The organism is Enterococcus mundtii (genome assembly GCF_003957375.1).
Taxonomy (GTDB): Bacteria; Bacillota; Bacilli; order Lactobacillales; family Enterococcaceae; genus Enterococcus_B; species Enterococcus_B spodopteracolus.
Map to the genome: position 1 here is coordinate 2,203,126 of NZ_CP025473.1, position 20,270 is coordinate 2,223,395.

A 20,270-nucleotide genomic window follows, 5' to 3' on the forward strand; every position below is an offset into this window, starting at 1 on the left:
GTTCATTATTCATATGCTAAAATCTCCTTAGACATGTTTTCTTTGTGACTCATTGCTTGCCGGCGGAGTCACTTTTTTATTTGTATCCATGCTTTTTGTTTATTGATTAGCTGTTTGCTTAAAATAGTTGACTTATTGTCATACCACCATTTATCAGCAATCACCTTTCCTTTTTTCAAAGCTTCTTTTCGTTTCATATGTTCTCCTTTCCTTGGAATCTAATAGGTTCATCAAAACCATTAAACTTGCGAAAATACTCCCTCCTACTACGCTGTAGTGTGCTACTAGTACGAGTAAACCTAAAATGACTCCGATAAAAAGCGTGTCTGTCTTTTTCATAGTCTTATCTCCCTATTTTTAATTTCTAACTTGCGTAAATCTTCAAGCTCAGTCGCAATCAGCTCTGCTTGTCTATCTGAAAGCTCATCGGCTTTTCTAAGCGCTGCACGATCATCTTGCAATTCTTTTCTACGTAGCCTAATAAGATTGAGAATTTGATGTTCTTGTTGTACTGTATAAGTCATCAACTTACCTCCTATACATCCTCATTCAAAAATTTATTTATAAAGTATTGCTGTCCTTTACCAGTAACAAGAGGCGTGAACTTTGTCACTAACTCACCTTGAGAATTCGTGCGTACATGCTCCCTCACGTCCATAATTCCTAAATCCATAGAACGTTGCGTTGGTTGATTCTTACGTCGTCCGTCTCGACAAAGATAACCATTCTCTCTTAACCAAATGAACAAACGATTTTGTCCAATATTTATACCGTTTTGTTTTAGAATCGTGGCTAATTCTTTAATCAAACATGAATTAACGCTCCCTCTTACTGCATCTGAGAATAATGCTTTAGGTTGCATTTCTTGGATAACCAAATCTTTTTGTTTTAATTGTTCACCTGCTTGTAACAACAGATCTGCTAGTGAGTTTGGATTGTGTGTAATCTCATACGCTTTTTGATCGGTTAGGTATGCGCCGTTCTTTCTAATTGTTGGTAGAACTTCACTCGTTACCCAACGTTTGAACTTTCTTGCGTTTGGAAGCTTGGATTTAAGTATTAAGCTGTATAACCCTGATTCGTTGATGATTGTCATGTTTTGTTTTCCTCCAAGGGTGTCCCATTTCGTTATCCCCTTGTCTTCTTCATCCACATGATTTAGGATTGCTTTTTGAGTGTTTCTATATCCTAAGACTTCTGCAACGTCTTTACCTACAAAATATGGTTCGTCATTTACTAAGATTGTTCGAACTTCGTTTTGTTCGAAATAAAAAATTTGTGGTTGATTCATTATGTTGCCTCCATTCTCTAATAATCTGGTAAATTATCAAATAATCGTTTTAAAAACGGTCGAATATTCTCGGCATCAAAAATCCATTTACCATCTGTATCTTTTTTAGCTAACTTGTTTTTCCGCACATATGGGTCATCGACAATGTATTCCATTATCCACGCTCGTTTTCTACGAGTAATTTTTTCCATGTCAGCAATAGTTAAAAACTGTGGTCGTAGATAATGCTCAAACAGTTCTCTAAGGTATGCGTCTGCATATTCTTTCCAGTACGCGTCATCAACCTGAATATCCACCGTCACTGACTGTCTTTGTTGCTGAAACATAGATTACGCCCCCTTTACTATTGCAATCTGTAAATCGTTGGCGATTGTACGTTTGTATTCTTGGGCTTTAGGGCCTTTTTGAATACCTTCTACAATTTGCTTGGCGTATGTCGGTGAAGTTCCGATTAATTCGCCAAGGTATTTCCAGGTTTTATCTTGACGTTTCATTTGAATCAGGACCATTTCATGAAAATCTTCAATGACCATAACGTCACCTCATTTCTCATATATTTAAGCTAGAAATATAGCTAGAAATTAAACTAATTATTGACATTTTTAAACTATAGTGTAAAATAAAACCATAGCTAAATAAGACTGAAAAAAAGCCTATAAATCAGTATTTCTAAGTTTGCCGACCTCGAAATTTTTCGATTTTTATTGGTACTATTTAGTTTTGTTTCTAGCTAAATAACTAGCTTATGAATACAGTATATTAGACTATAGATTAATTGTCAAATTAATTTTAATCAAAAGTTTAATAGTCTGTGTTCTCTATTGAGGAGAATCTTGAGATGACGGTATTTGATAGAGTAAAAAAACTAGCTGATAAACAAGGAATTTCTATAAATACTTTAGAAGAACGAACTGGATTCAGTAAAAATTACTTGTACTCTTGGAAGAAAAAAGTACCTAGTGGCAATAATCTAAAAGTTATCGCTGACTACTTCGGCGTAACAACTGACTACCTATTAGGACGCACAGACAACCCTAATCCGATACAGGAACGTGTGCCTGACGATTTAGACAAGATGCTCGACAACGCTATGACTTTTGGTGGTAAACCACTAACCGAGATAGATAGAGCGGCAATTCGCGCTTATATAGAAGGTAGACAAAGTTCGAAGTGAGGTGAGTGTATGCAGTTATTAGAAACGGTACTTAATGAATGTGGCGTAGGTATTGCTTATGTTGAAATGGAATCAGATGGCTGCTATATCGAAGAAGAGCATATTATCTTCGTTAACTGCAGCCTCTCGCAAGAAGACAGAAGAAAAACAATTTATCATGAAATAAAGCATGTTGTAGATCACAAAGAATTTATTGAGCTCTACAAGATATTTTATTTCAGAACTAAAATGGAATATGAAGCTGATCGATTTATGATTGAGAATTTACTCTACGATTTTTTATCTGAATGTCATATCGATCCATATCAAATAAACATTTTTTCATTTATGGACTACTATGAACTAGATTACAATTGCGAATCTACTATCAGAAATCTTATTTTAGAAATGGTAAGAAACGAAGTTGCAGTTTAATTATTATTTTTTTGCCTGGAAAACGAACATACATTCTTGAAAAGGGATTCATTATGTCCGAAAAAAATTTGACTATACCAAACGGTTTTTTACTACAGAATGAAGCAAAATTTAATATTGACATGGATAACTACTTAAATTTAATACTAACAAATGATGTTTTGTCTCAAATAGAAATATCCGAAGGAGATATTGCGTTAGTAAAAAAACAACAGGCTTTCAAGATAGAGAGTTAGCCGTGTTAGAGTCCTAGAATGTCTAAGAAAGGTGTTGATTATCATGGCTAGTATCAAGCAACAAGAAAACGGAAAGTGGCGTTTTCGTATTCGATATAAAGATAACGGAAAATTTAGAGAAGTTTCGAAAAGTGGGTTTAGAACAAAGAGAGATGCACAAGCTGCGGCAAATGAACTTGAAAGACAATATAATAACGGTGTTCAGATTGGAGCTAATAACACATTAATGGCCGACTATTTGGAGGATTGGCTCGAAGTTTACAAAAAACCAAATATCAAACAATCAACTTATCTTAGGTTAGAACGTTCCATAAGACTTCATATATTACCTACGTTTGGAATGATGAGTTTAAAGGAAATAACCCGTACAGATATTGTTAAGTGGGTAAATGACCTAGATACCACAAAGCAACAAACAAGAAACACAATTCGATCAAATCTAAATGTGTTACACGATGCATTAGAGACTGCAGTATATGAACTCAACTATCTTGAAAAAAATGTTGCTAAAAAAATAAAACTCCCAACCGCTAAAGAAGAACAGAAATTGAAATTCTATTCTAAAAATGAGCTTGCTCAAATGTTAGAATACTTATCCTCTTATAAATTAGGTAAATACGCTCATTCCATTCAATATTACGTCTTATTCTACCTGTTAGCGAGTACTGGTCTCCGATTAGGCGAAGCTTTAGCGTTAGAGTGGTTAGATATTGACGGAGATAAATTAACAGTAAACAAATCACTATCTTACGATGATCATAACAATTCAATAATTACGCCACCTAAATCAAAAACAAGTATTCGTACGATCAAAATTGATGATCGTCTTGTTCATCTGCTAAAGAAACATAAAATAAACAAGAATGAATGTATTTTGAGGTATCGATCGTACGATAGCCCAATAAATGAATCTATGGTATTTTCTAACGAAAACGGCAACTATTTGCGCCATTCAGTTGTTAGAGAATTTTTCTATAAAACATGTGAACGTGCGAATGTCCCTGTACTTTCCCCTCATGCTTTGCGGCATAGCCATGCAGTTCATTTACTAGAATCTGGGGCAAACATAAAGTATGTCAGTACTCGACTTGGGCACAGCACTATAAGTGTGACTGCTGACATTTATATGCACATTACAGAAAAAATCGAAGATGATTCTTTAAAACTCTACCAAAACTATATGAACGAAAAAGGAGCACTCAAAGAGCACTCCTAAATTTTTTTATTATTTTTGTGGCAAATTTGTGGCAAATGTCAATCACTCACCCCATGAAAAGCTTGAAATCATTGGTAATTTAACCTTAACCAACGCTGCCTTCCATCTCATAACTTATCAACCGATTCAACTCTACCGCATATTCCATCGGTAGTTCTTTTGTGAATGGTTCGACGAAGCCCATGACGATCATTTCTGTGGCTTCGGATTCGGTCAAGCCGCGGCTCATGAGGTAGTAGAGTTGTTCTTCTGAGATTTTGGAGACTTTTGCTTCGTGTTCCAACGAGACTTGGCTGTTGTGGATCTCGTTGAATGGGATGGTATCAGATTTGGACCATTCGTCCATGATGATGGTATCGCATTCGATATGAGAGATCGAGCCGGCACTGTCTTTTCCAAAGGTGACTTGGCCACGATAGTTTACTTCACCGCCGTCTTTTGAAATTGATTTTGAGACGATCGAGCTTGAAGTGTTTGGTGCATTGTGGATCATTTTTGCGCCTGTGTCTTGGATTTGGTTGGCTCCGGCAAATGCGATGGATAGCATGGTACCTCGTGCGCCTCGTCCGTCTAAGTAGACACTTGGGTATTTCATGGTTGTTTTGGCTCCTAAGTTGCCGTCAATCCATTCAACAGTTGCGCCTTCGTAGGCTTTTGCTCGTTTGGTTACGAGGTTATAGACGTTGTCTGACCAGTTTTGAATCGTTGTATAGCGGCAGTAGCCGTCTTTACGGGTAAAGATTTCCACGATAGCTGCGTGTAGGCTGTTACTTGAATAAGTCGGTGCCGTACAGCCTTCGACATAGTGGATGCTGGCGCCTTCGTCCACGATGATCAACGTACGTTCGAATTGGCCGGTGTTTTCGGCGTTGATTCGGAAGTAGGTTTGTAATGGAACATCGACTTTGACGCCTTTTGGTACATAGATAAACGTCCCCCCAGACCAAACGGCTGAGTTTAGTGCGGCTAGTTTGTTATCTGTTGGTGGCACGAGTTTTGCAAAGTATTCTTTGAATAGTTCAGGATACTCTTTCAATGCAGAATCTGTGTCGGTAAAGACGATGCCGAGTTTTTCGAATTCATCTTTCATATTGTGGTATACGACTTCTGATTCGTATTGGGCAGAAGCGCCGGCTAAATAAGCACGTTCGGCTTCTGGAATACCGATTCGTTCAAAGGTTTCTTTGATTTTTTCTGGTACGTCATCCCAATCGCGAGCAGGTCGGTCACTTGGTTTTTGGTAATATTTGATGGCATTGAAATCAATGTCAGATAAGTCTGGTCCCCAGTCTTGCATAGGCATTTTGTTGAATGCTTCCAGAGATTTCAAACGAAACTCCAACATCCATTCTGGTTCTTCTTTGATTCGTGACATTTCCCGAACGACTTCTTCGGTCAAGCCTTCTCCTGTACTAAAAACGGGTTCCACGTCGTCGTGGAAGCCAAATTTATATTCTTCTAATTCTGGTACGCCCATTTGCTCACTCCTTTTCCTTGTGCTCATGATGGACGGTTGCAGTACCGTCTTCTTCCATTGCCTTGCCTAGTGCTTTCCAGGCAAGTGTTGCGCATTTGATGCGCGCGGGGAATTTTGCGACACCACTTAACATGGCAGCGTCCCCTAGTGATTCAAGCTCTGCGACTTCTTTTCCTTGGACCAGTAGTAAAAAGTCGTCCGTCAATTGCTCTGCTTCTGCAATTGTTTTGCCAATGACAGCATCGGTCATCATTGAGGCACTGGCTGTGCTGATGGAGCAACCACTGCCGTCAAAGGCGATATTATTGATTTTGCCGTCTTTGATCTCGACTTGTAATTCAATGACATCCCCACAGGTGGGGTTGTTCATTTCAATCTTATTCGTTGATTCCGTCAACGTGCCACGATGATGTGGATGGGATGAATGGTCCAAGATCACGTGACGGTAAAGATTATCTAATTTAGATAGCGCCATGTTGGAAAAACTCCTTTGTTGCGAGAATTGCTTGGACGAAACGATCGGCATCTGCTTTTGTGTTATAAATGTAAAAGCTGGCACGAGCTGTCGCAGCAACCCCTAGATACTTCAATAATGGTTGGGCACAATGATGACCGGCACGAACGGCGACGCCTTCCATATCAAGGGCTGTCGCTACATCATGGGGATGTAGATTCTCTAAATTAAAGGAAATCACACCTGTACGATGCGCTGGGTCTTTTGGTCCATAGATCGTCAAGCCTTCGATTGCTTGGAGTTTTGGTATGACATAACCAACAAGTTCTTCTTCATATTGATGAATGCCTGCTAGACCAATCGATTCAAGATAATCGATGGCAGCGCCGAGTGCAATCACACCGGCAATGTTTGGTGTGCCTGCTTCGAATTTCCAGGGAGGTTCTTTCCATGTGCTGTCTTGTAGGCCAACAAAGTCGATCATTTCTCCACCGAATTCAACGGGTTCCATTTGTTCCAACCATTTCCGTTTTCCATATAATACACCTGTTCCGGTCGTTGCGCACATCTTATGTCCGCTAAAGGCAAAGAAATCACAGTCTAGTGATTGGACATCGATTTTGATGTGTGGGGCAGATTGTGCACCATCCACCACTAAAATACCGCCTTTTTCATGAACAATTGCTGCCAACTCTTGGATCGGATTGATGACACCTAATACATTAGAAGCATGGGCGACCGACACGATCTTGGTTTTTTCCGTAATGATCGAAGTAGCATGTTCTAGATCAAGGAAGCCTTCTTCGGTCAATTCGATGTATTTCAAAGTAGCGCCAGTTCGTTTTGCCAACTGTTGCCAAGGGATGATGTTCGAATGATGCTCCATATAAGAGATCACGATTTCATCACCGGCTTTGACAAAGGCATCGCCATAGCTTTGCGCTACCCAATTCAAGCTTGTGGTCGTTCCACGAGTGAAAAGGATCTCGGCGGTCTCTTGGGCATTTAAAAAACGACGAACTTTTTCTCTGGCAGCTTCGTAATCATGGGTTGCTCGCTCGGCTAACGTATGCACGCCTCGATGGACGTTGGCATTGTTTGCGGAATAATAATGCGTCATAGTCGCTAACACTTGTTTGGGTTTTTGCGTAGTCGCTGCATTGTCTAAATACACCAGGGGTTCGTCATTGACTTCCTGAAATAAGATCGGGAAATCTTGACGGATTTTTTCTGGAGAAATCATACATTTAACTTCCCTTCAATAACTGCCACTAGTTCTTTGCGCACCGCTTCAACTGGGATCGCAGTTAAGACAGACCCTAAGAAGCCACGAATGACTAAACGTTCTGCTTCTTCTTTTCGTAAGCCTCGACTCATCAAATAATACATTTCTTCCGGATCGACACGTCCAACACTTGCGGCATGTCCTGCTGTAACTTCGTGTTCATCGATCAAGAGGATCGGATTGGCATCGCCTCTGGCTTTATCTGAAAGCATCAAGACACGGCTTTCTTGTTGGGCATCGGCACCTTTAGCTTTTTTCAAGATGTGTCCGATACCGTTGAATGTCAACGTACCACGTTCGCGGATCACGCCATGTTGCAAGATATGTCCGATTGTATGCGGGGCTTTATTTGTCACCCGGGTATCGATTCCTTGGGTTTGTTTTCCTGAACTGATTGCCACGATCTTGACTTCCGCATGTCCGCCTTCACCGACAAGATCTGAATCAAAATCAGCGACGATATTCCCATCGTTCATCACTCCGATTGCCCAGTCCACAAAAGCATCCCGTAAGATATGTCCACGACGGTTCATATATGCTGTGACATTTTCGCCTAATTGATCGACTGCTGCATATTTGACTTTAGCACCGGCTTTGGCGATGACTTCAACAATGATATTCCCAGAGACTTTTTGTAATTCTTCTCCAGTTGTTTGGAATCGTTCCAAGTAAGAGAATTCACTGTGTTCATCTGCGACGATCAAGACGTGTTTAAAGAAGTGTTGCGAAAATGCTCCTTCTTGGATAAACAGGGATTCGATCGGTTCTTTAATGACTACGTTTTTTGGTACATATAAGAACAAGCCACTATTCATGAATGCCGCATGAAGCGCAGTCAATTGGTCTTCGTCCATTTCAACCGCTTTCGTCATGTAATATTCTTGGACTAATTCAGGGTATTCTTGCATTGCAGTAAATAGATCTGTAAAGATTACTCCTTGTTCTGCAAGGTCTGCGGATAATTGCTCAAAGACAGTCAAGGTACCTTGTTGCACGACTAATGGATTGTCTTTCATCGCATCAAATGCCGCAACATTTCCAGATTCAGGTGTCTGATCAGTTAACTCATTGATTGAAAACAATGGCCAACGGTGGAATTTCACACGTTCGATATGGGGCAATGGTAGTTCATCTGCTTTTTTCAGCGCCTCTTGACGAAGCGTCGTCATCCATTCCGGTTCACCTTTACTGAATGAAAAATCTGTAACAGCGTCAAGATGATCGAGCCATTTAATGTCTTTCATAGATGTGCTCCTCCTTACGCTTCTTCTTCTTTGTAGTCGATTCCTAATTCTTTACTGATGCCAGCATATCCTTCGGCTTCTAGGCGTTTTGCTAGATCTGCACTGCCAGTCATCACGACACGACCTTCCATCATGATGTGGACGACGTCAGGTGTGATGTAGTTTAACAAGCGTTGGTAATGAGTGATGATCAAGGCACCAAAGCTGTCGCCACGCATTTCGTTCACGCCTTTTGCCACGACTTTCAGTGCATCGATATCTAAACCAGAATCGATTTCATCTAAAATCGCAAACGTTGGTTCTAACATCAAGAGTTGTAAGATCTCATTACGTTTTTTCTCTCCACCAGAAAAGCCTTCGTTCAAATAACGTTCAGCCATTTCTTCTGGCATGTTCAAAAGTGCCATCTTTTCATCTAACTTTTTCAAGAATGACATGACAGAAATCTTGTCATCTTCCGGACGTGTCGCATTGATCGCTGCACGCATAAATTCGGCATTTGTGATCCCTGGAATCTCACTTGGGTATTGCATGGCTAAAAACAGACCTAAACGTGCACGTTCATCTACTTCTAGCTCTAACACATTTTGCCCATCAAAAAGGATTTCTCCTTCAGTTACTTCGTAATTCGGATTTCCCATAATTGCAGCAGACAAGGTCGATTTACCTGTTCCGTTTGGTCCCATGATGGCATGGATTTCCCCTGTTTTCATTGTTAAATTCACGCCTTTAAGGATTTTCTTGTCCTCAATCGACACATGTAGGTTTTTTATTTCTAAGACAGACATGTAGTTCCCCTCCATATTCTGATTCGTTCTCACTTATTTTAGACTAATTGAGAATGAAGCGCAACGCCCCGACCAGTTAAAAATGTCATAATTTTGATTTATTGCAAATAAAACATCATTTTCAATTGATAATCTTTATAAACTAAATAAAATAGTTTTTGTTCGTTTTTTCTCAAAAAAAGTCTGGGAATCATTCCCAGACTTTACAGGTTTTATTTTGCATCCGCATCAACAGATTTCACGGAGCCTTCCCATTGTTCTTCGATCCATTGACGAACATCTTCTTGATGCAAGACTTCGATCAATTTTTTGATCTTGTCGCTGTCTTCGTCACCTTTACGTGTCGCAATGATGTTGACATATGGTGAGTTATCTTTTTCTAGTAATACCGCCTCTTCTAATGGATTCAATCCAGCGCCGTAAGCAAAGTTCGCGTTGATAGCTACTAGATCACCTTCATCATTTTGGTAGGTAGAAGCCAATAATGCTGGATCGATCGTATGATTGAATTTCAAGTTTTTAGGATTTTCATCGATATCATCAAATGTGGCTGTTTCTAAATCAACGCCGTCTTTGACTGTCACTAAACCAGCGGCTTTCAAGATCGTGATGATCCGTCCCCAGTCAGATTCTGAATTTGAAGTAATGATCGTTGCGCCATCTTCTAATTCAGAAATGTCTTTGATTTTTTTTGAATACAAGCCCATTGGTTCGATGTGGACAGCACCGGCATTGACAAAATCATAGCCTTTTTCGTCAATTTCTTTGTTCAAGTAAGGGATGTGTTGGAAATAGTTCGCATCAATGTCGCCTTCTGATAATGCTTGATTTGGCAAGACATAGTCGTCAAATTTGACGATTTCCAAATCAATGCCTTCGTCTTTCAAAAGCGGCTTCACATGTTCTAAGATTTCCGCATGTGGTGTTGGTGATGCGCCGATTTTCAAGGTTGTATCGTCTGATGCGTTTGATGAGTCACTACTGCTTCCGCCGTTTCCACATGCGGCTAATCCAACTGTCAGTAAAAGCGTTGCTGCAAATCCAAAAATTTTCTTTTTCATATCCTATATCCTCCTATTTCCTACTATCTTTTATCTGTTTTCTTCGTTAAGAAATCCCCGATTCCTTGAACAATAAATACGATGACTAAAATAATCAAGGTAGCGACAAAAGTCACTGTTAAATTACCACGTTGGTAGCCTTCTTGCCAAGCCAAGCCACCTAGACCACCGGCACCGATTGCTCCTGCCATGGCAGTAAAACCGATCATCGAGATCGTCGTTACAGTCAAACCTGAGATCAAGGCTGGGACACTTTCAGGGATCAAGACTTTCCAAATGATTTCCCAATAGCTCGCGCCCATCGCATCTGCGGCTTCTAAGACCCCAGGACTGACTTCGCGAAACGCGATTTCTACAAGTCGAGCGTAAAAAGGAGCAGCGGACAACACGAGAGCTGGAATCGCTGCTTGTGCGCCTAACATCGTTCCTACGATTGCTTTGGTAAAGGGAATGATCAAGACCATCAAGATCATGAATGGTGTCGATCGGAAAATATTACTAATGATCGAAACGATACCGTAAATGATCCGCGCGTACGGTTTGTTTTTGCGACCAATCGAGTAAAGGATCAAACCAAGGATCAAACCGATGATGGTTACTAAGACCATGGAGATCAACGTCATGTATAACGTGTCCATGATGGCTTGTTGCATTGTCTCCATGTTGATTTGGCTGAAATCAAGGTAGGTTTCTGTGAAGCTTTTATCCATGATGGATCACCTCCACTCCGACGCCTTGCTCTTTGATGAAGTTTTCTGCTTGGTCCAATTCGTTTTCCTCTCCGATCATCAAGGTAGTCAGCGAACCAAACGAGCCTTCTTTGGTTTGCTTGATTTTCCCATATACGACATTGATATCGACATTGTACCGACGAATGGCTTGAGAAATCACTGGTTCATTGGCATTCGTTTCGTTGAAGGTCAACGTCACTAAGCGACCATCTGGATTTTCTTTGATCAACTCTGCCAATAATTCAGTGGATTCAGCTTCTGGTTCGATGTCTTGTTGGACGAAGCGTTTTGTGACTTCTTGTTGCGGATGACGGAAAACGGTCAACGCATCGCCTTCTTCTACGACTTGCCCACGCTCCATCACTGCCACTTTGTTACAGATTTTACGAATAACGTTCATTTCATGAGTGATCAAAACAATCGTCAAGTTCAATTTTTTATTGATTGCTAATAATAAATCTAAGACCTCTTCTGTCGTTTGTGGGTCCAATGCACTTGTCGCTTCATCGCAAAGGAGGATTTCTGGCTCATTGGCTAACGCACGAGCAATCCCGACTCTTTGCTTTTGTCCACCGGATAATTGGGACGGATAAGCTTGTCCTCGTCCTTCCAAACCGACTAAACGGAGCAATTCTTCTGCTCTTTCTTTCCGTTGTTGTTTCGGTACACCGGCTAATTCCAAAGGGAACTGGATATTTTCTAGTACGGTACGTGACCACAATAGATTGAAATGTTGAAAAATCATACCGATTTTTTTACGAAAAACGCGTAATTCTTTATTTTTTAATTTAGTAATGTCTTGGTCGTTGACAATTACTTGACCATCTGTAGGTAATTCCAAGCCGTTCAACAAACGAACTAACGTACTCTTACCAGCACCGGAATAACCGACGATGCCGTAAATGTCGCCTTGTTCCACTTGTAGTGAAACGTCGTTGATAGCGTGGATCGTCCCATGTTTCCCGCCAAATGTTTTCTTGACATTCGTCAATTGGATCAATGACATATCGTTCACATCTTTCTTTACTTATTTTCTCTTAGACAACAAAAAAACTTTCGTCCTTTGCGTTTAGCAAAAGGACGAAAGTTTAGACTTCCGTGTGACCACCTTGATTCGCTGCTATTTCACAATAACAACCTCGTTCAGTACTTGACGCTAGTCGCATACTGCTGTGCTATAACGGGCACTCCCGTAGTCAGTTTGCTTGCGCTCACTCACTCTGCTCTAAGACCATCTTCCATCTCATTTCCGTTACCCTTTCACAGCAAACCGGGCTCTCTTGAAACATCTGTGACATGTACTCTTCTTATCAAAGCTTTCAATATGATTGTTTATGATTATAGCAGTTACAAGAATCGGTGTCAAACGTTTATTTGAACATCGTGTTTCTTAAAGCGCGTCGAATTCTGCTGCATCGACATCTTTAAAACTCAATAACCACGCAGTCATTTCATCTTCATCGTTCAAAACAGCGATATTCTCACTGATTTTTTCATTCACAGATGAGACTGTTCCAGATAATGGACTTGCAAATTCAGTGACTGCTTTTTCTGCTTCTACTTCAACTAGTGCATCGCCTGCTTGATACGCTTTACCGATTTTTGGTAAGTTGGCAAACGTGATCTCACCTAGATCTTCTTGCGCTTCTTTTGTCAAACCTACACAATATTCTTTTCCATTAAATAAAATCCAAAGGTTATCTTTCTTCTTTAAGTGTTTCCCAGCCATTTTAATTAAATGCTCCTTCGTATATTTTTTCATTAAAACCGATTGTGACCAGTTGATTGTCTTTGACGATCAATGGACGTTTGATCAACATGCCGTCCGTAGATAACAGCTGACTTGCTTCTGTGAGGGATAATTCATCGATTTGGTCTTTTAGACCAAGTTCACGGTACTTCATCCCGCTTGTGTTAAAGACACGTCGAAGCGGCACATCGGAATGCTTCAACCATGATTCGATCGTTTCTGACGTAGGCGTATCTTTGACCATGTCGACCGCTTGATACGTTACTTGATGATTGTCGAGCCAAGCCTTGGCTTTTCGACAAGTAGAACACTTTGGGTACTCATAAAAAGTAAACAACTTGCGTTACCTCCTAGAATTTTTTACCGGTGCTTCGTTTTGATAACGCATAGATAAGATCAATCCGATCCCAATCATATTCCCTAAGATCGATGAACCTCCTTGACTGATAAACGGCAATGGAATACCCGTTAATGGAAGTAAACCGATATTTGCGCCAATATTTTCAAAGACATGGAATAAGAGCATCATGATCAATCCACTTGCGATATAGGCATAAAACTCATTGTTCGTATCGAAGCAGACACGTATCATACGATAAATCAATACAAAATACAAGAAAATGACAAATGCGCCACCAATAAATCCAAAATTCTCGCCGATGACAGTGAATATCATATCTGATTCTCGGACTGGCACGTAAATGTTGCTGACGTTAAAGCCTTTTCCGAACATCCCACCTGTTCCGATTGCTAAAATCCCTTGGGCAGGTTGGAAACTAAAGCCCGACGTATCATGAAATGGATCCAGCCAAGAATCGATTCGGGCAAATTGGTAAGATTTGAATCCAACAGTATATAGGAATTCTCTTCCTGATTCTGTGGTCACAAGGAAAATCGTTCCTGCCCCCACAATAAATGCTAAAGCAAAGATCGGGCCAATGATTTTCCAAGAAATCCCTGACATCAAAAAGACGCCACCAAAGATCGCCAGAAAGACGAGCATCGTCCCAAAGTCTTTTTGCGCCATAACTAACGCAATCACAGGAATCGAAATGATCAACATCTTTGCAATCAGCCAAAAATCAGATTTGATTGTGCGAACTTTGACTTGCGTATTGTGCTTCGTTACGATCAACGCCAGCATCAAAATATAAGCGATCTTCATCAGCTCGGCTGGTTGAAATGTGACACTTCCAAAACGGAACCAGTTTTTTGAACCGGTACTTGCCGCCAGATTTTGGTCGTAAAATCGTAAGAGCAACCCCATGACAAGCAATCCTAGTCCATAGAGATACGGTGTCAATTTCCAGATCCATTTTGAATTGATCCGCATGACAATTGCAATCGCTACTGCTCCCACAAGGTACCAAATGATCTGCATCCCGACACCTCTTGTCACAGAAGGACCGTTTGGATCATGTGTCAATGCAACGTATAAGGATAAAATCCCAATCAAACATAATAAAAATACTGGTAGAATGACTCCGTAATCAATGCGGTTATCATTCGAAGTTTTTATTTTTTTTTCCATTTTTCATCCCTTTTCCTAAAAACCATACTGCCCTATATTATAGCTGTCTCCTTCTATAAATGAAAGCCAAAGCAAATGAGATTTGCGAAAAATTAATCTTATTCATTTCTCTTTATCCTTTCTTAAGATAAAAACGAAAAAAACGCTTATTCAAGGGAGAAGTTCCATTGATTCCGTCTGATATTTTTCAATTTTTCTTTTCCTTTTTGTAGAAATCCAAGATCTCGTTTCCTACTTCTAATAACCGTTCAGAGGTCAAATGGGTCCGTTGGATCAAATAGAACTGACGAGATTCAGCTAAAGGTTCAACGTGTATCCCTTTTGGTACTGCTCGTTTGGATAATATGGATCGTCCGATTCCTTCTATCAACATCGCCACAATGACTTCATTACTTTTTACAAGCATTTTCTTCCCTTGGATATTCTTTTCTTCAAAATAACGTTGCGTGTAATGGAACACACCTGAAGAAGATTCCCTGACTAGCCATAGCTCACTCTTAGGATCACCTGCAACAACCAACGCATCTTCAAGTAAAGAAAAGCGTTGTACGCCGGTTGTTTCTAAAGGTTTTTCGATAAAACCAAAATCAGCTTCATGTTTTGCCACTTGCTCCAAACTCTCATGGGAATTCGCAAAAGCAATCGAAAACTTGATTTTAGGAAAACGCACGATCAACTCTTTCATCAATTGAGGCAATAAATACACAGCAAATGTATGGGAAGCGACGATCCGGCACACTTCTTCTTCATTTTTTTCATCCGCTAATTGTTGTTGTGTTGTTTCCCATTCTTCCAATAAAACCAATGTTCGTTCATAAAGCAAATCCGCTTGTTTTGTCGGTTTCATCTCTTGTCGTCCATTACGCTGGAAAAGTTCCACCCCAAGATCCCGCTCCAATTGTTTGATTTGATTGGACACCGCAGGTTGAGACAAATAGAGTAATTCAGCGGTTCGCGAAAAATTTCTTGTTTCATAAACGACACGAAAGGTTGTTAATAATTTAAACATCTAACCACTTCCATTATCTTTTTTTATAGTAACTATAATAACTATTTGATTTAAATATATCAAAAAGACTCTATAATGAAAAGTGTAAGGAACAGGTTGTGGACCTTCAGTTACACACACCTCACAGCCTTCCAGACAGCTTACTGCAACGATAAGGAGAAGCATCCATGCGATTTGTTTTTTCCCATTGAAAAACTTTACTATTCTTCGTAACAAGCAGTTTTCATCGTTGGCTACTTATCGTTGCAACGAGTCTGTCCTTTATTATCAATGAAAAAGGAGAGTAATGTATGAAGCATTTCTTGAAGATTGTTCCGATCCCGATTTGTGGGTTGATCCTTGGGTTGACTTCTTTAGGGAATCTTTTAAAAGACTATCATTTGACACATGTAGGGAATTTTGTAGGCGCGATCGGTATGCTTTTGATGCTGTTGATCATCGGCAAACTGATCCTTTTATTTGAACACACGAAGCAACATCTATATGATCCAATCGTCGCTTCCGTCTCGCCGACCTTTACGATGTCTTTGATGGTCATCTGTACGTATTTTGTTTCTTTCAAATCAATTACGCCAATCGTCAAATTGATTTGGTTAGCCGCAGTGATCTTCCAAATCATCTTGGTTCTGTACTTTAATTACCATCATGTAGTTAAAGCAGACTTGTCAATAGAAGCAATTTTTCCAAGCTGGTTTATCGTGTATGTTGGTTTTGGTGTCATCACAGTAACTGCTGGAAACTTTTCTCCGATCCTTGGAAAGATCTTCTTCTGGCTTTCGTTAGCTTGTTATGTCGTACTACTACCAATCATCATCCATCGAATTTTCTTTGTCAAAAATATGGCGCAACCAACCTTACCATTGATTGCGATTCTTGCAGCACCTGGTTCTTTATGCCTGACAGGGTACTTAAAAAACTTTGAAGACCCAAATTTGGCCTTAGTCATGACGTTGTTCCTTGTTTCGCAAGTACTTTACTTTGTCGTTTTAGCCATGTTACCACGTCTGTTATTGCTTGATTTTTATCCAAGCTTTGCAGCCTTTACTTTCCCATTGGTGATCTCTGCTACAGCAATCTCTACTGCCACTGCTTATTTCCATCAATTAGGGTTTGCTACAGGGATCTTAGATGGATTGAAAGTTATCGAGTGTTTGATTGCCTGTGGCATGATTGCTTACGTCTTAGGACACTATGCCATCTACTTGATTAAAGAACACAGTCAACATAAACATCACCTTTCAAAGGGATTGATAGAATAGACTTCACCTTCTGTCTTTTTCATTTAGTAAAAAGGCAGAAGTTTTTTTGTATTCACGAAGAAACAAATAAATGATACTATATTTTAGAAAAACTTTTTCTTAAATGAAAGGAAAGAATCAGATGAATGCTTTATTCACTTATATAAAAACGCTGAAAAAATTTGGTGGCCGAAAAATTTTACCCGGACTACTACTCGCCTTTTCCGTCGCAGTCATTAGTCGGTTACTGGGACCCTTTGTCCCACAACTCGGTGCAGGAACGATTGCGATTTTACTTGGCATCGTCTTAGGAAACACATTGTTTAAGCAACCTGAGCTGGCGGTGGGTACCAAATTTGCCGAAAGTAAACTATTAGAATGTTCCGTTTTCTTGCTTGGTGCAACTGTGACGATCCAAACGATTGCACAGATTGGTATCAAAGGTGTAACTTTCGTGTTACTTCAAATGACTGTCACGATCCTTGGTGCCTATTTTATCGGGAAAAAACTATTGTTCAGCGATACATTTTCCTTGATGATGGCAGGTGGCAACGCCATTTGCGGTTCTTCAGCCATTGCTTCGATTGCTCCAGTGATCCATGCAGATGAAGAAGAAAAGGGCCAAGTCATTACCTTGGTCAATCTTTTAGGAACAGTGATGATGTTGACACTTCCCTTTTTAGGTCTCTAACTGTTTGGTGATCAACTGATCGAAAAAAGTGCGCTGATAGGTGGTACTTTACAATCCGTTGGACAAGTTGTTGCTGGAGCAAGTCTATTAGATGCTTCTGTCGTGCAATTTGCGATGCTGTTTAAAATCATGCGGATCATGATGCTTGTGGTCGTGGTCTTCCTCTTTGAAAAATTTATGACAAAAAAACAGCCGGCCGTCTCGTCTACGTATACGCCAAAAAACCACAAACGAAAAATGCCACTTCCTTGGTACGTTTTAGGCTTCTTGATCGTGTGTTTAATCAACAGCTTCTTCACCATTCCCCATGTGATTGATCAAAGCGCTAGTTTTATTAGTGGTTGGTTTGAGGTCACTGCATTAGCTGCAATTGGCTTACGTTTGGATTTTGCAAAGTTCATGAAAGAAGGAAAGCGATTCTTGACGTATGGATTGACTGTGGGACTTTTACAAACGATCATGGCTTTATTCTTTATTTGGTTGATCAAACTATAAGTAAAAATAAGCACCAACAGCTCGGAAAGAATTTCTATTTCGAGGTGTTGGTGCTTATTTATGCTGTTATCTGGTAGTACAGCCTAATGAGCTAAAATATTTTCAAGCACTAATAGTTGCCGTTTGATCACTAACCCATTTTCAGCTTTCCCCATATACCCAGTCAATTGTCCATTTTGTCCAATCACTCGGTGACAAGGAATAACGATTGGTAGAGGATTCAAACGATTGGCTTGACCAATCGCACGAGCTGCCTTTGGTTGCCCGATTGCCTGTGCCACTTGTTTATATGTGCGACTTTGTCCATAAGGGATTCTTGTGAGCACTCGCCAAACCTTTTGTTGAAAGGCTGTTCCTCTTTGGAAAGATAAAGGTACATCGAAAACGTGTCTTTCACCTGAAAAATACTCTTCCAGCTGTTGTTTTGCCAAGGATAAAATCTGAGCATTGGCTTCTTCATTTTCAAAAATCCGTTCAAAAGAGACAGCTGTTAATCCTTTTTGATCGGCATCAAGCCACAAAGGACCGATTGGTGTTTCAATTTTCATTTTTGTCCGCCTTCCTCCTCACTTATTTTATTTATCATCTATGATTCAAGAAAAAAAAGCAACCTAAAAGTTTATTTAATGCCATAGAGATGGTACACTGAATAAGGCGCTTATAACATCTTTTATTTTTGTTATTTAAGCATACTTTTATATATATAGGTTATATGAAAAAAACATGCTTGAAAGGAACGAAAACATGAAAATATCAATTGTCATCCCTTGTTTTAATGAAGAAAAAACTGTCCCACTTTTTTTTGATGAAGTCGAAAAATTTCGTGGCGATTACGAGTTCGAGTATCTTTTTATCGATGATGGGTCCAGTGATGGTACCTTGGCTGCCATCAAAAAATTAGCGAATGTACATGAATCCGTTCGTTTTGTCGCTTTTTCACGAAATTTCGGAAAAGAAGCCGCACTATATGCCGGCCTGCAAGCCTCTACAGGAGACCTTGTCACTGTCATGGACGTCGATTTACAAGATCCGCCTGAATTATTACCAGTGATGATTGATAAAGTCATCAACTCCGATATCGATTGTATCGGTACACGCCGTTCTACTCGTGAAGGTGAACCAGCTATCCGTAGTTTCTTTGCGAAGAAATTTTACCAATTGATCAATAAAATCAGTGATACTGAAATGGTTGACGGTGCAAGAGATTATCGCATGATGACTCGCCAAATGGTGGATGCGGTCTTAGAATTAGCGGAATACAATCGCTTTTCAAAAGGACTATTCAGTTGGGTAGGATTCAAAACAGAGTATCTCTCATTTGAAAATCGTGAACGCGTTGCCGGTGAAACGTCTTGGTCATTTTGGAAATTATTCAACTATTCAATCGATGGGATCGTCAATTTTTCTGACACGCCATTGAACATCGCCTCATTTGTTGGCGCATTATCATGTATCGGTTCAGGAATCGCCATCTTATTTATTATTTTACGTGCGTTATTATTTGGTGATCCAACATCCGGCTGGCCTTCACTCGTCTCAATCGTCCTATTCATCGGCGGAATCCAACTCCTTTGTCTTGGCATCATTGGGAAATATATCGGGAAAATCTTCCTGGAAACGAAAAAACGCCCAGTCTATATCGTACGGGAAACTGAAAAACAAAAAGCCCACCAAATTGGTGAACAAACAGACAAATAATCAATGAATAAAGCTATCCTTTAAAATTAGAGGGTAGCTTTTTCTTTATGATAGCCAGTTAAAATAACTCTCATTATAAAAAGTTGTTTTAACTGATTGCGTTTTATCTATCCATTCATTGCGTATACTTATAGATGATAATGTTTCTATCTGTTAATTATAGCTGATAGCATTTTTTATGTTAGATTTTTGACTAATCCGTAAGAATGGAGTTATTACATGGATAATTTTTTAGTAATAGTTGCTTACTTTTTTCTCTCTCTTCTCTATATATTTTTATTCTCATTGGCTTTTTTTGTTTTGAAAATGGAAAAATATCGTAAACAAATCTTCGAGAATAAATATTTATTACCAGATATTGAATACACAAAAGAGTATTATTTGATTACGAAAAGAAGTAATCTATTTGTTTTTACTGGCTTAACTTCTTGTATCATAGCTGGCATATTTTTGATAAATAACAAATATTACTTAACTTTAGGCGGCG

The 20,270-nt window shown here is 39.7% G+C and carries 23 protein-coding genes, 1 pseudogene and 1 other annotated feature; of the genes and pseudogenes, 6 read left to right on the forward strand and 18 right to left on the reverse strand.

Annotated elements, in window-relative coordinates; genetic code table 11:
* Window positions 1-68: 68 nt before the first annotated feature.
* From CYK55_RS13965 to CYK55_RS10755, 5 genes are all read right to left on the reverse strand, one after another.
* On the reverse strand, window positions 69-197 hold the full coding sequence (locus CYK55_RS13965) for a hypothetical protein (RefSeq protein WP_277600558.1): 129 nt from the start codon (window positions 195-197) through the stop codon (window positions 69-71).
* Window positions 198-335: 138 nt separating this feature from the next.
* Window positions 336-524, reverse strand: coding sequence for a hypothetical protein (locus CYK55_RS10740; RefSeq protein ID WP_126134303.1), 189 nt, complete (start codon window positions 522-524; stop codon window positions 336-338).
* 11 nt (window positions 525-535) lie between these two features.
* Window positions 536-1,291, reverse strand: coding sequence for a phage antirepressor KilAC domain-containing protein (locus CYK55_RS10745; protein ID WP_126134304.1), 756 nt, complete (start codon window positions 1,289-1,291; stop codon window positions 536-538).
* 17 nt (window positions 1,292-1,308) lie between these two features.
* Window positions 1,309-1,617 (reverse strand): DUF771 domain-containing protein, encoded by a 309-nt coding sequence (locus CYK55_RS10750; protein ID WP_126134305.1) that lies wholly within the window; start codon window positions 1,615-1,617, stop codon window positions 1,309-1,311.
* A 3-nt stretch (window positions 1,618-1,620) separates the two neighbouring features.
* Window positions 1,621-1,824 (reverse strand): hypothetical protein, encoded by a 204-nt coding sequence (locus CYK55_RS10755; protein WP_126134306.1) that lies wholly within the window; start codon window positions 1,822-1,824, stop codon window positions 1,621-1,623.
* Window positions 1,825-2,129: 305 nt separating this feature from the next.
* On the opposite strand from CYK55_RS10755, the gene CYK55_RS10760 reads away from it, so the two are divergent.
* From CYK55_RS10760 to CYK55_RS10770, 3 genes are all read left to right on the forward strand, one after another.
* Window positions 2,130-2,465, forward strand: a complete 336-nt coding sequence (locus CYK55_RS10760) for a helix-turn-helix domain-containing protein (RefSeq protein WP_126134307.1) — start codon at window positions 2,130-2,132, stop codon at window positions 2,463-2,465.
* Window positions 2,466-2,474: 9 nt separating this feature from the next.
* Window positions 2,475-2,879, forward strand: a complete 405-nt coding sequence (locus CYK55_RS10765) for an ImmA/IrrE family metallo-endopeptidase (RefSeq protein WP_096081731.1) — start codon at window positions 2,475-2,477, stop codon at window positions 2,877-2,879.
* Window positions 2,880-3,158: 279 nt separating this feature from the next.
* On the forward strand, window positions 3,159-4,331 hold the full coding sequence (locus CYK55_RS10770; RefSeq protein WP_126134308.1) for a site-specific integrase: 1,173 nt from the start codon (window positions 3,159-3,161) through the stop codon (window positions 4,329-4,331).
* A gap of 85 nt (window positions 4,332-4,416) precedes the next feature.
* On the opposite strand, the gene sufB is transcribed toward CYK55_RS10770, so the two are convergent.
* The 12 genes from sufB to CYK55_RS10830 all read right to left on the reverse strand — a co-directional run bounded on the left by sufB (window position 4,417) and on the right by CYK55_RS10830 (window position 15,661).
* Entirely contained in the window at window positions 4,417-5,808 is a 1,392-nt protein-coding gene (gene sufB, locus CYK55_RS10775) for a Fe-S cluster assembly protein SufB (protein WP_034686829.1), read from the reverse strand.
* Between the two features lie 4 nt (window positions 5,809-5,812).
* A complete protein-coding gene (gene sufU / locus CYK55_RS10780; protein WP_010734639.1) occupies window positions 5,813-6,283 on the reverse strand; it encodes a Fe-S cluster assembly sulfur transfer protein SufU in 471 nt (156 codons plus the stop codon).
* The gene (locus CYK55_RS10785) at window positions 6,270-7,505 is read right to left on the reverse strand and encodes a cysteine desulfurase (RefSeq protein WP_126134309.1); all 1,236 of its coding nucleotides are present in this window, start codon (window positions 7,503-7,505) and stop codon (window positions 6,270-6,272) included. The genes sufU and CYK55_RS10785 overlap by 14 nt, the downstream gene beginning before the upstream one ends.
* Window positions 7,502-8,791 carry a Fe-S cluster assembly protein SufD gene (sufD, locus tag CYK55_RS10790; protein ID WP_019724375.1) on the reverse strand — a complete coding sequence of 430 codons (1,290 nt, stop codon included), beginning with the start codon at window positions 8,789-8,791 and terminating at the stop codon, window positions 7,502-7,504. Before sufD ends, CYK55_RS10785 begins: the two co-directional genes overlap by 4 nt.
* Window positions 8,792-8,805: 14 nt before the next feature.
* Window positions 8,806-9,579 (reverse strand): Fe-S cluster assembly ATPase SufC, encoded by a 774-nt coding sequence (gene sufC / locus CYK55_RS10795; RefSeq protein ID WP_010734636.1) that lies wholly within the window; start codon window positions 9,577-9,579, stop codon window positions 8,806-8,808.
* A gap of 212 nt (window positions 9,580-9,791) precedes the next feature.
* Complete coding sequence (locus CYK55_RS10800; RefSeq protein ID WP_126134310.1) at window positions 9,792-10,640, reverse strand: MetQ/NlpA family ABC transporter substrate-binding protein; 849 nt, start codon at window positions 10,638-10,640, stop codon at window positions 9,792-9,794.
* Window positions 10,641-10,663: 23 nt separating this feature from the next.
* Window positions 10,664-11,350, reverse strand: a complete 687-nt coding sequence (locus tag CYK55_RS10805; RefSeq protein ID WP_010734634.1) for a methionine ABC transporter permease — start codon at window positions 11,348-11,350, stop codon at window positions 10,664-10,666.
* A complete protein-coding gene (locus CYK55_RS10810; RefSeq protein ID WP_034686838.1) occupies window positions 11,343-12,377 on the reverse strand; it encodes a methionine ABC transporter ATP-binding protein in 1,035 nt (344 codons plus the stop codon). The genes CYK55_RS10805 and CYK55_RS10810 overlap by 8 nt, the downstream gene beginning before the upstream one ends.
* 67 nt (window positions 12,378-12,444) lie before the next feature.
* Window positions 12,445-12,694: a binding site (T-box leader), on the reverse strand.
* Window positions 12,695-12,761: 67 nt separating this feature from the next.
* Window positions 12,762-13,100, reverse strand: a complete 339-nt coding sequence (locus CYK55_RS10815; RefSeq protein WP_010734632.1) for a glycine cleavage system protein H — start codon at window positions 13,098-13,100, stop codon at window positions 12,762-12,764.
* Between the two features lies 1 nt (window position 13,101).
* Complete coding sequence (locus CYK55_RS10820; RefSeq protein WP_126134311.1) at window positions 13,102-13,458, reverse strand: arsenate reductase family protein; 357 nt, start codon at window positions 13,456-13,458, stop codon at window positions 13,102-13,104.
* A 6-nt stretch (window positions 13,459-13,464) separates the two neighbouring features.
* On the reverse strand, window positions 13,465-14,652 hold the full coding sequence (locus CYK55_RS10825) for an FtsW/RodA/SpoVE family cell cycle protein (RefSeq protein ID WP_010734630.1): 1,188 nt from the start codon (window positions 14,650-14,652) through the stop codon (window positions 13,465-13,467).
* A 187-nt stretch (window positions 14,653-14,839) separates the two neighbouring features.
* Entirely contained in the window at window positions 14,840-15,661 is an 822-nt protein-coding gene (locus CYK55_RS10830; RefSeq protein ID WP_034686840.1) for a LysR family transcriptional regulator, read from the reverse strand.
* A gap of 290 nt (window positions 15,662-15,951) precedes the next feature.
* Between CYK55_RS10830 and CYK55_RS10835 the strand changes: the two genes are divergently transcribed.
* Entirely contained in the window at window positions 15,952-16,920 is a 969-nt protein-coding gene (locus CYK55_RS10835; protein WP_126134312.1) for a TDT family transporter, read from the forward strand.
* 121 nt (window positions 16,921-17,041) lie between these two features.
* Window positions 17,042-18,085: pseudogene (locus CYK55_RS10840) on the forward strand (YeiH family protein).
* An 83-nt stretch (window positions 18,086-18,168) separates the two neighbouring features.
* On the opposite strand, the gene CYK55_RS10845 reads toward CYK55_RS10840, so the two are convergent.
* Window positions 18,169-18,633 carry a methylated-DNA--[protein]-cysteine S-methyltransferase gene (locus CYK55_RS10845; protein WP_126134313.1) on the reverse strand — a complete coding sequence of 155 codons (465 nt, stop codon included), beginning with the start codon at window positions 18,631-18,633 and terminating at the stop codon, window positions 18,169-18,171.
* Window positions 18,634-18,829: 196 nt separating this feature from the next.
* On the opposite strand from CYK55_RS10845, the gene CYK55_RS10850 reads away from it, so the two are divergent.
* A complete protein-coding gene (locus CYK55_RS10850; RefSeq protein WP_034686848.1) occupies window positions 18,830-19,783 on the forward strand; it encodes a glycosyltransferase family 2 protein in 954 nt (317 codons plus the stop codon).
* Window positions 19,784-20,270 lie beyond the last annotated feature (487 nt).

Bases quoted from the DNA above. Each gene is read 5' to 3' on its own strand.
- CYK55_RS13965 (WP_277600558.1), bottom strand. From the start codon at position 197: ATGAAACGAAAAGAAGCTTTGAAAAAAGGAAAGGTGATTGCTGATAAA.
- CYK55_RS10740 (WP_126134303.1), bottom strand. From the start codon at position 524: ATGACTTATACAGTACAACAAGAACATCAAATTCTCAATCTTATTAGG.
- CYK55_RS10745 (WP_126134304.1), bottom strand. From the start codon at position 1,291: ATGAATCAACCACAAATTTTTTATTTCGAACAAAACGAAGTTCGAACA.
- CYK55_RS10750 (WP_126134305.1), bottom strand. From the start codon at position 1,617: ATGTTTCAGCAACAAAGACAGTCAGTGACGGTGGATATTCAGGTTGAT.
- CYK55_RS10755 (WP_126134306.1), bottom strand. From the start codon at position 1,824: ATGGTCATTGAAGATTTTCATGAAATGGTCCTGATTCAAATGAAACGT.
- CYK55_RS10760 (WP_126134307.1), top strand. From the start codon at position 2,130: ATGACGGTATTTGATAGAGTAAAAAAACTAGCTGATAAACAAGGAATT.
- CYK55_RS10765 (WP_096081731.1), top strand. From the start codon at position 2,475: ATGCAGTTATTAGAAACGGTACTTAATGAATGTGGCGTAGGTATTGCT.
- CYK55_RS10770 (WP_126134308.1), top strand. From the start codon at position 3,159: ATGGCTAGTATCAAGCAACAAGAAAACGGAAAGTGGCGTTTTCGTATT.
- sufB (WP_034686829.1), bottom strand. From the start codon at position 5,808: ATGGGCGTACCAGAATTAGAAGAATATAAATTTGGCTTCCACGACGAC.
- sufU (WP_010734639.1), bottom strand. From the start codon at position 6,283: ATGGCGCTATCTAAATTAGATAATCTTTACCGTCACGTGATCTTGGAC.
- CYK55_RS10785 (WP_126134309.1), bottom strand. From the start codon at position 7,505: ATGATTTCTCCAGAAAAAATCCGTCAAGATTTCCCGATCTTATTTCAG.
- sufD (WP_019724375.1), bottom strand. From the start codon at position 8,791: ATGAAAGACATTAAATGGCTCGATCATCTTGACGCTGTTACAGATTTT.
- sufC (WP_010734636.1), bottom strand. From the start codon at position 9,579: ATGTCTGTCTTAGAAATAAAAAACCTACATGTGTCGATTGAGGACAAG.
- CYK55_RS10800 (WP_126134310.1), bottom strand. From the start codon at position 10,640: ATGAAAAAGAAAATTTTTGGATTTGCAGCAACGCTTTTACTGACAGTT.
- CYK55_RS10805 (WP_010734634.1), bottom strand. From the start codon at position 11,350: ATGGATAAAAGCTTCACAGAAACCTACCTTGATTTCAGCCAAATCAAC.
- CYK55_RS10810 (WP_034686838.1), bottom strand. From the start codon at position 12,377: ATGTCATTGATCCAATTGACGAATGTCAAGAAAACATTTGGCGGGAAA.
- CYK55_RS10815 (WP_010734632.1), bottom strand. From the start codon at position 13,100: ATGGCTGGGAAACACTTAAAGAAGAAAGATAACCTTTGGATTTTATTT.
- CYK55_RS10825 (WP_010734630.1), bottom strand. From the start codon at position 14,652: ATGGAAAAAAAAATAAAAACTTCGAATGATAACCGCATTGATTACGGA.
- CYK55_RS10830 (WP_034686840.1), bottom strand. From the start codon at position 15,661: ATGTTTAAATTATTAACAACCTTTCGTGTCGTTTATGAAACAAGAAAT.
- CYK55_RS10835 (WP_126134312.1), top strand. From the start codon at position 15,952: ATGAAGCATTTCTTGAAGATTGTTCCGATCCCGATTTGTGGGTTGATC.
- CYK55_RS10845 (WP_126134313.1), bottom strand. From the start codon at position 18,633: ATGAAAATTGAAACACCAATCGGTCCTTTGTGGCTTGATGCCGATCAA.
- CYK55_RS10850 (WP_034686848.1), top strand. From the start codon at position 18,830: ATGAAAATATCAATTGTCATCCCTTGTTTTAATGAAGAAAAAACTGTC.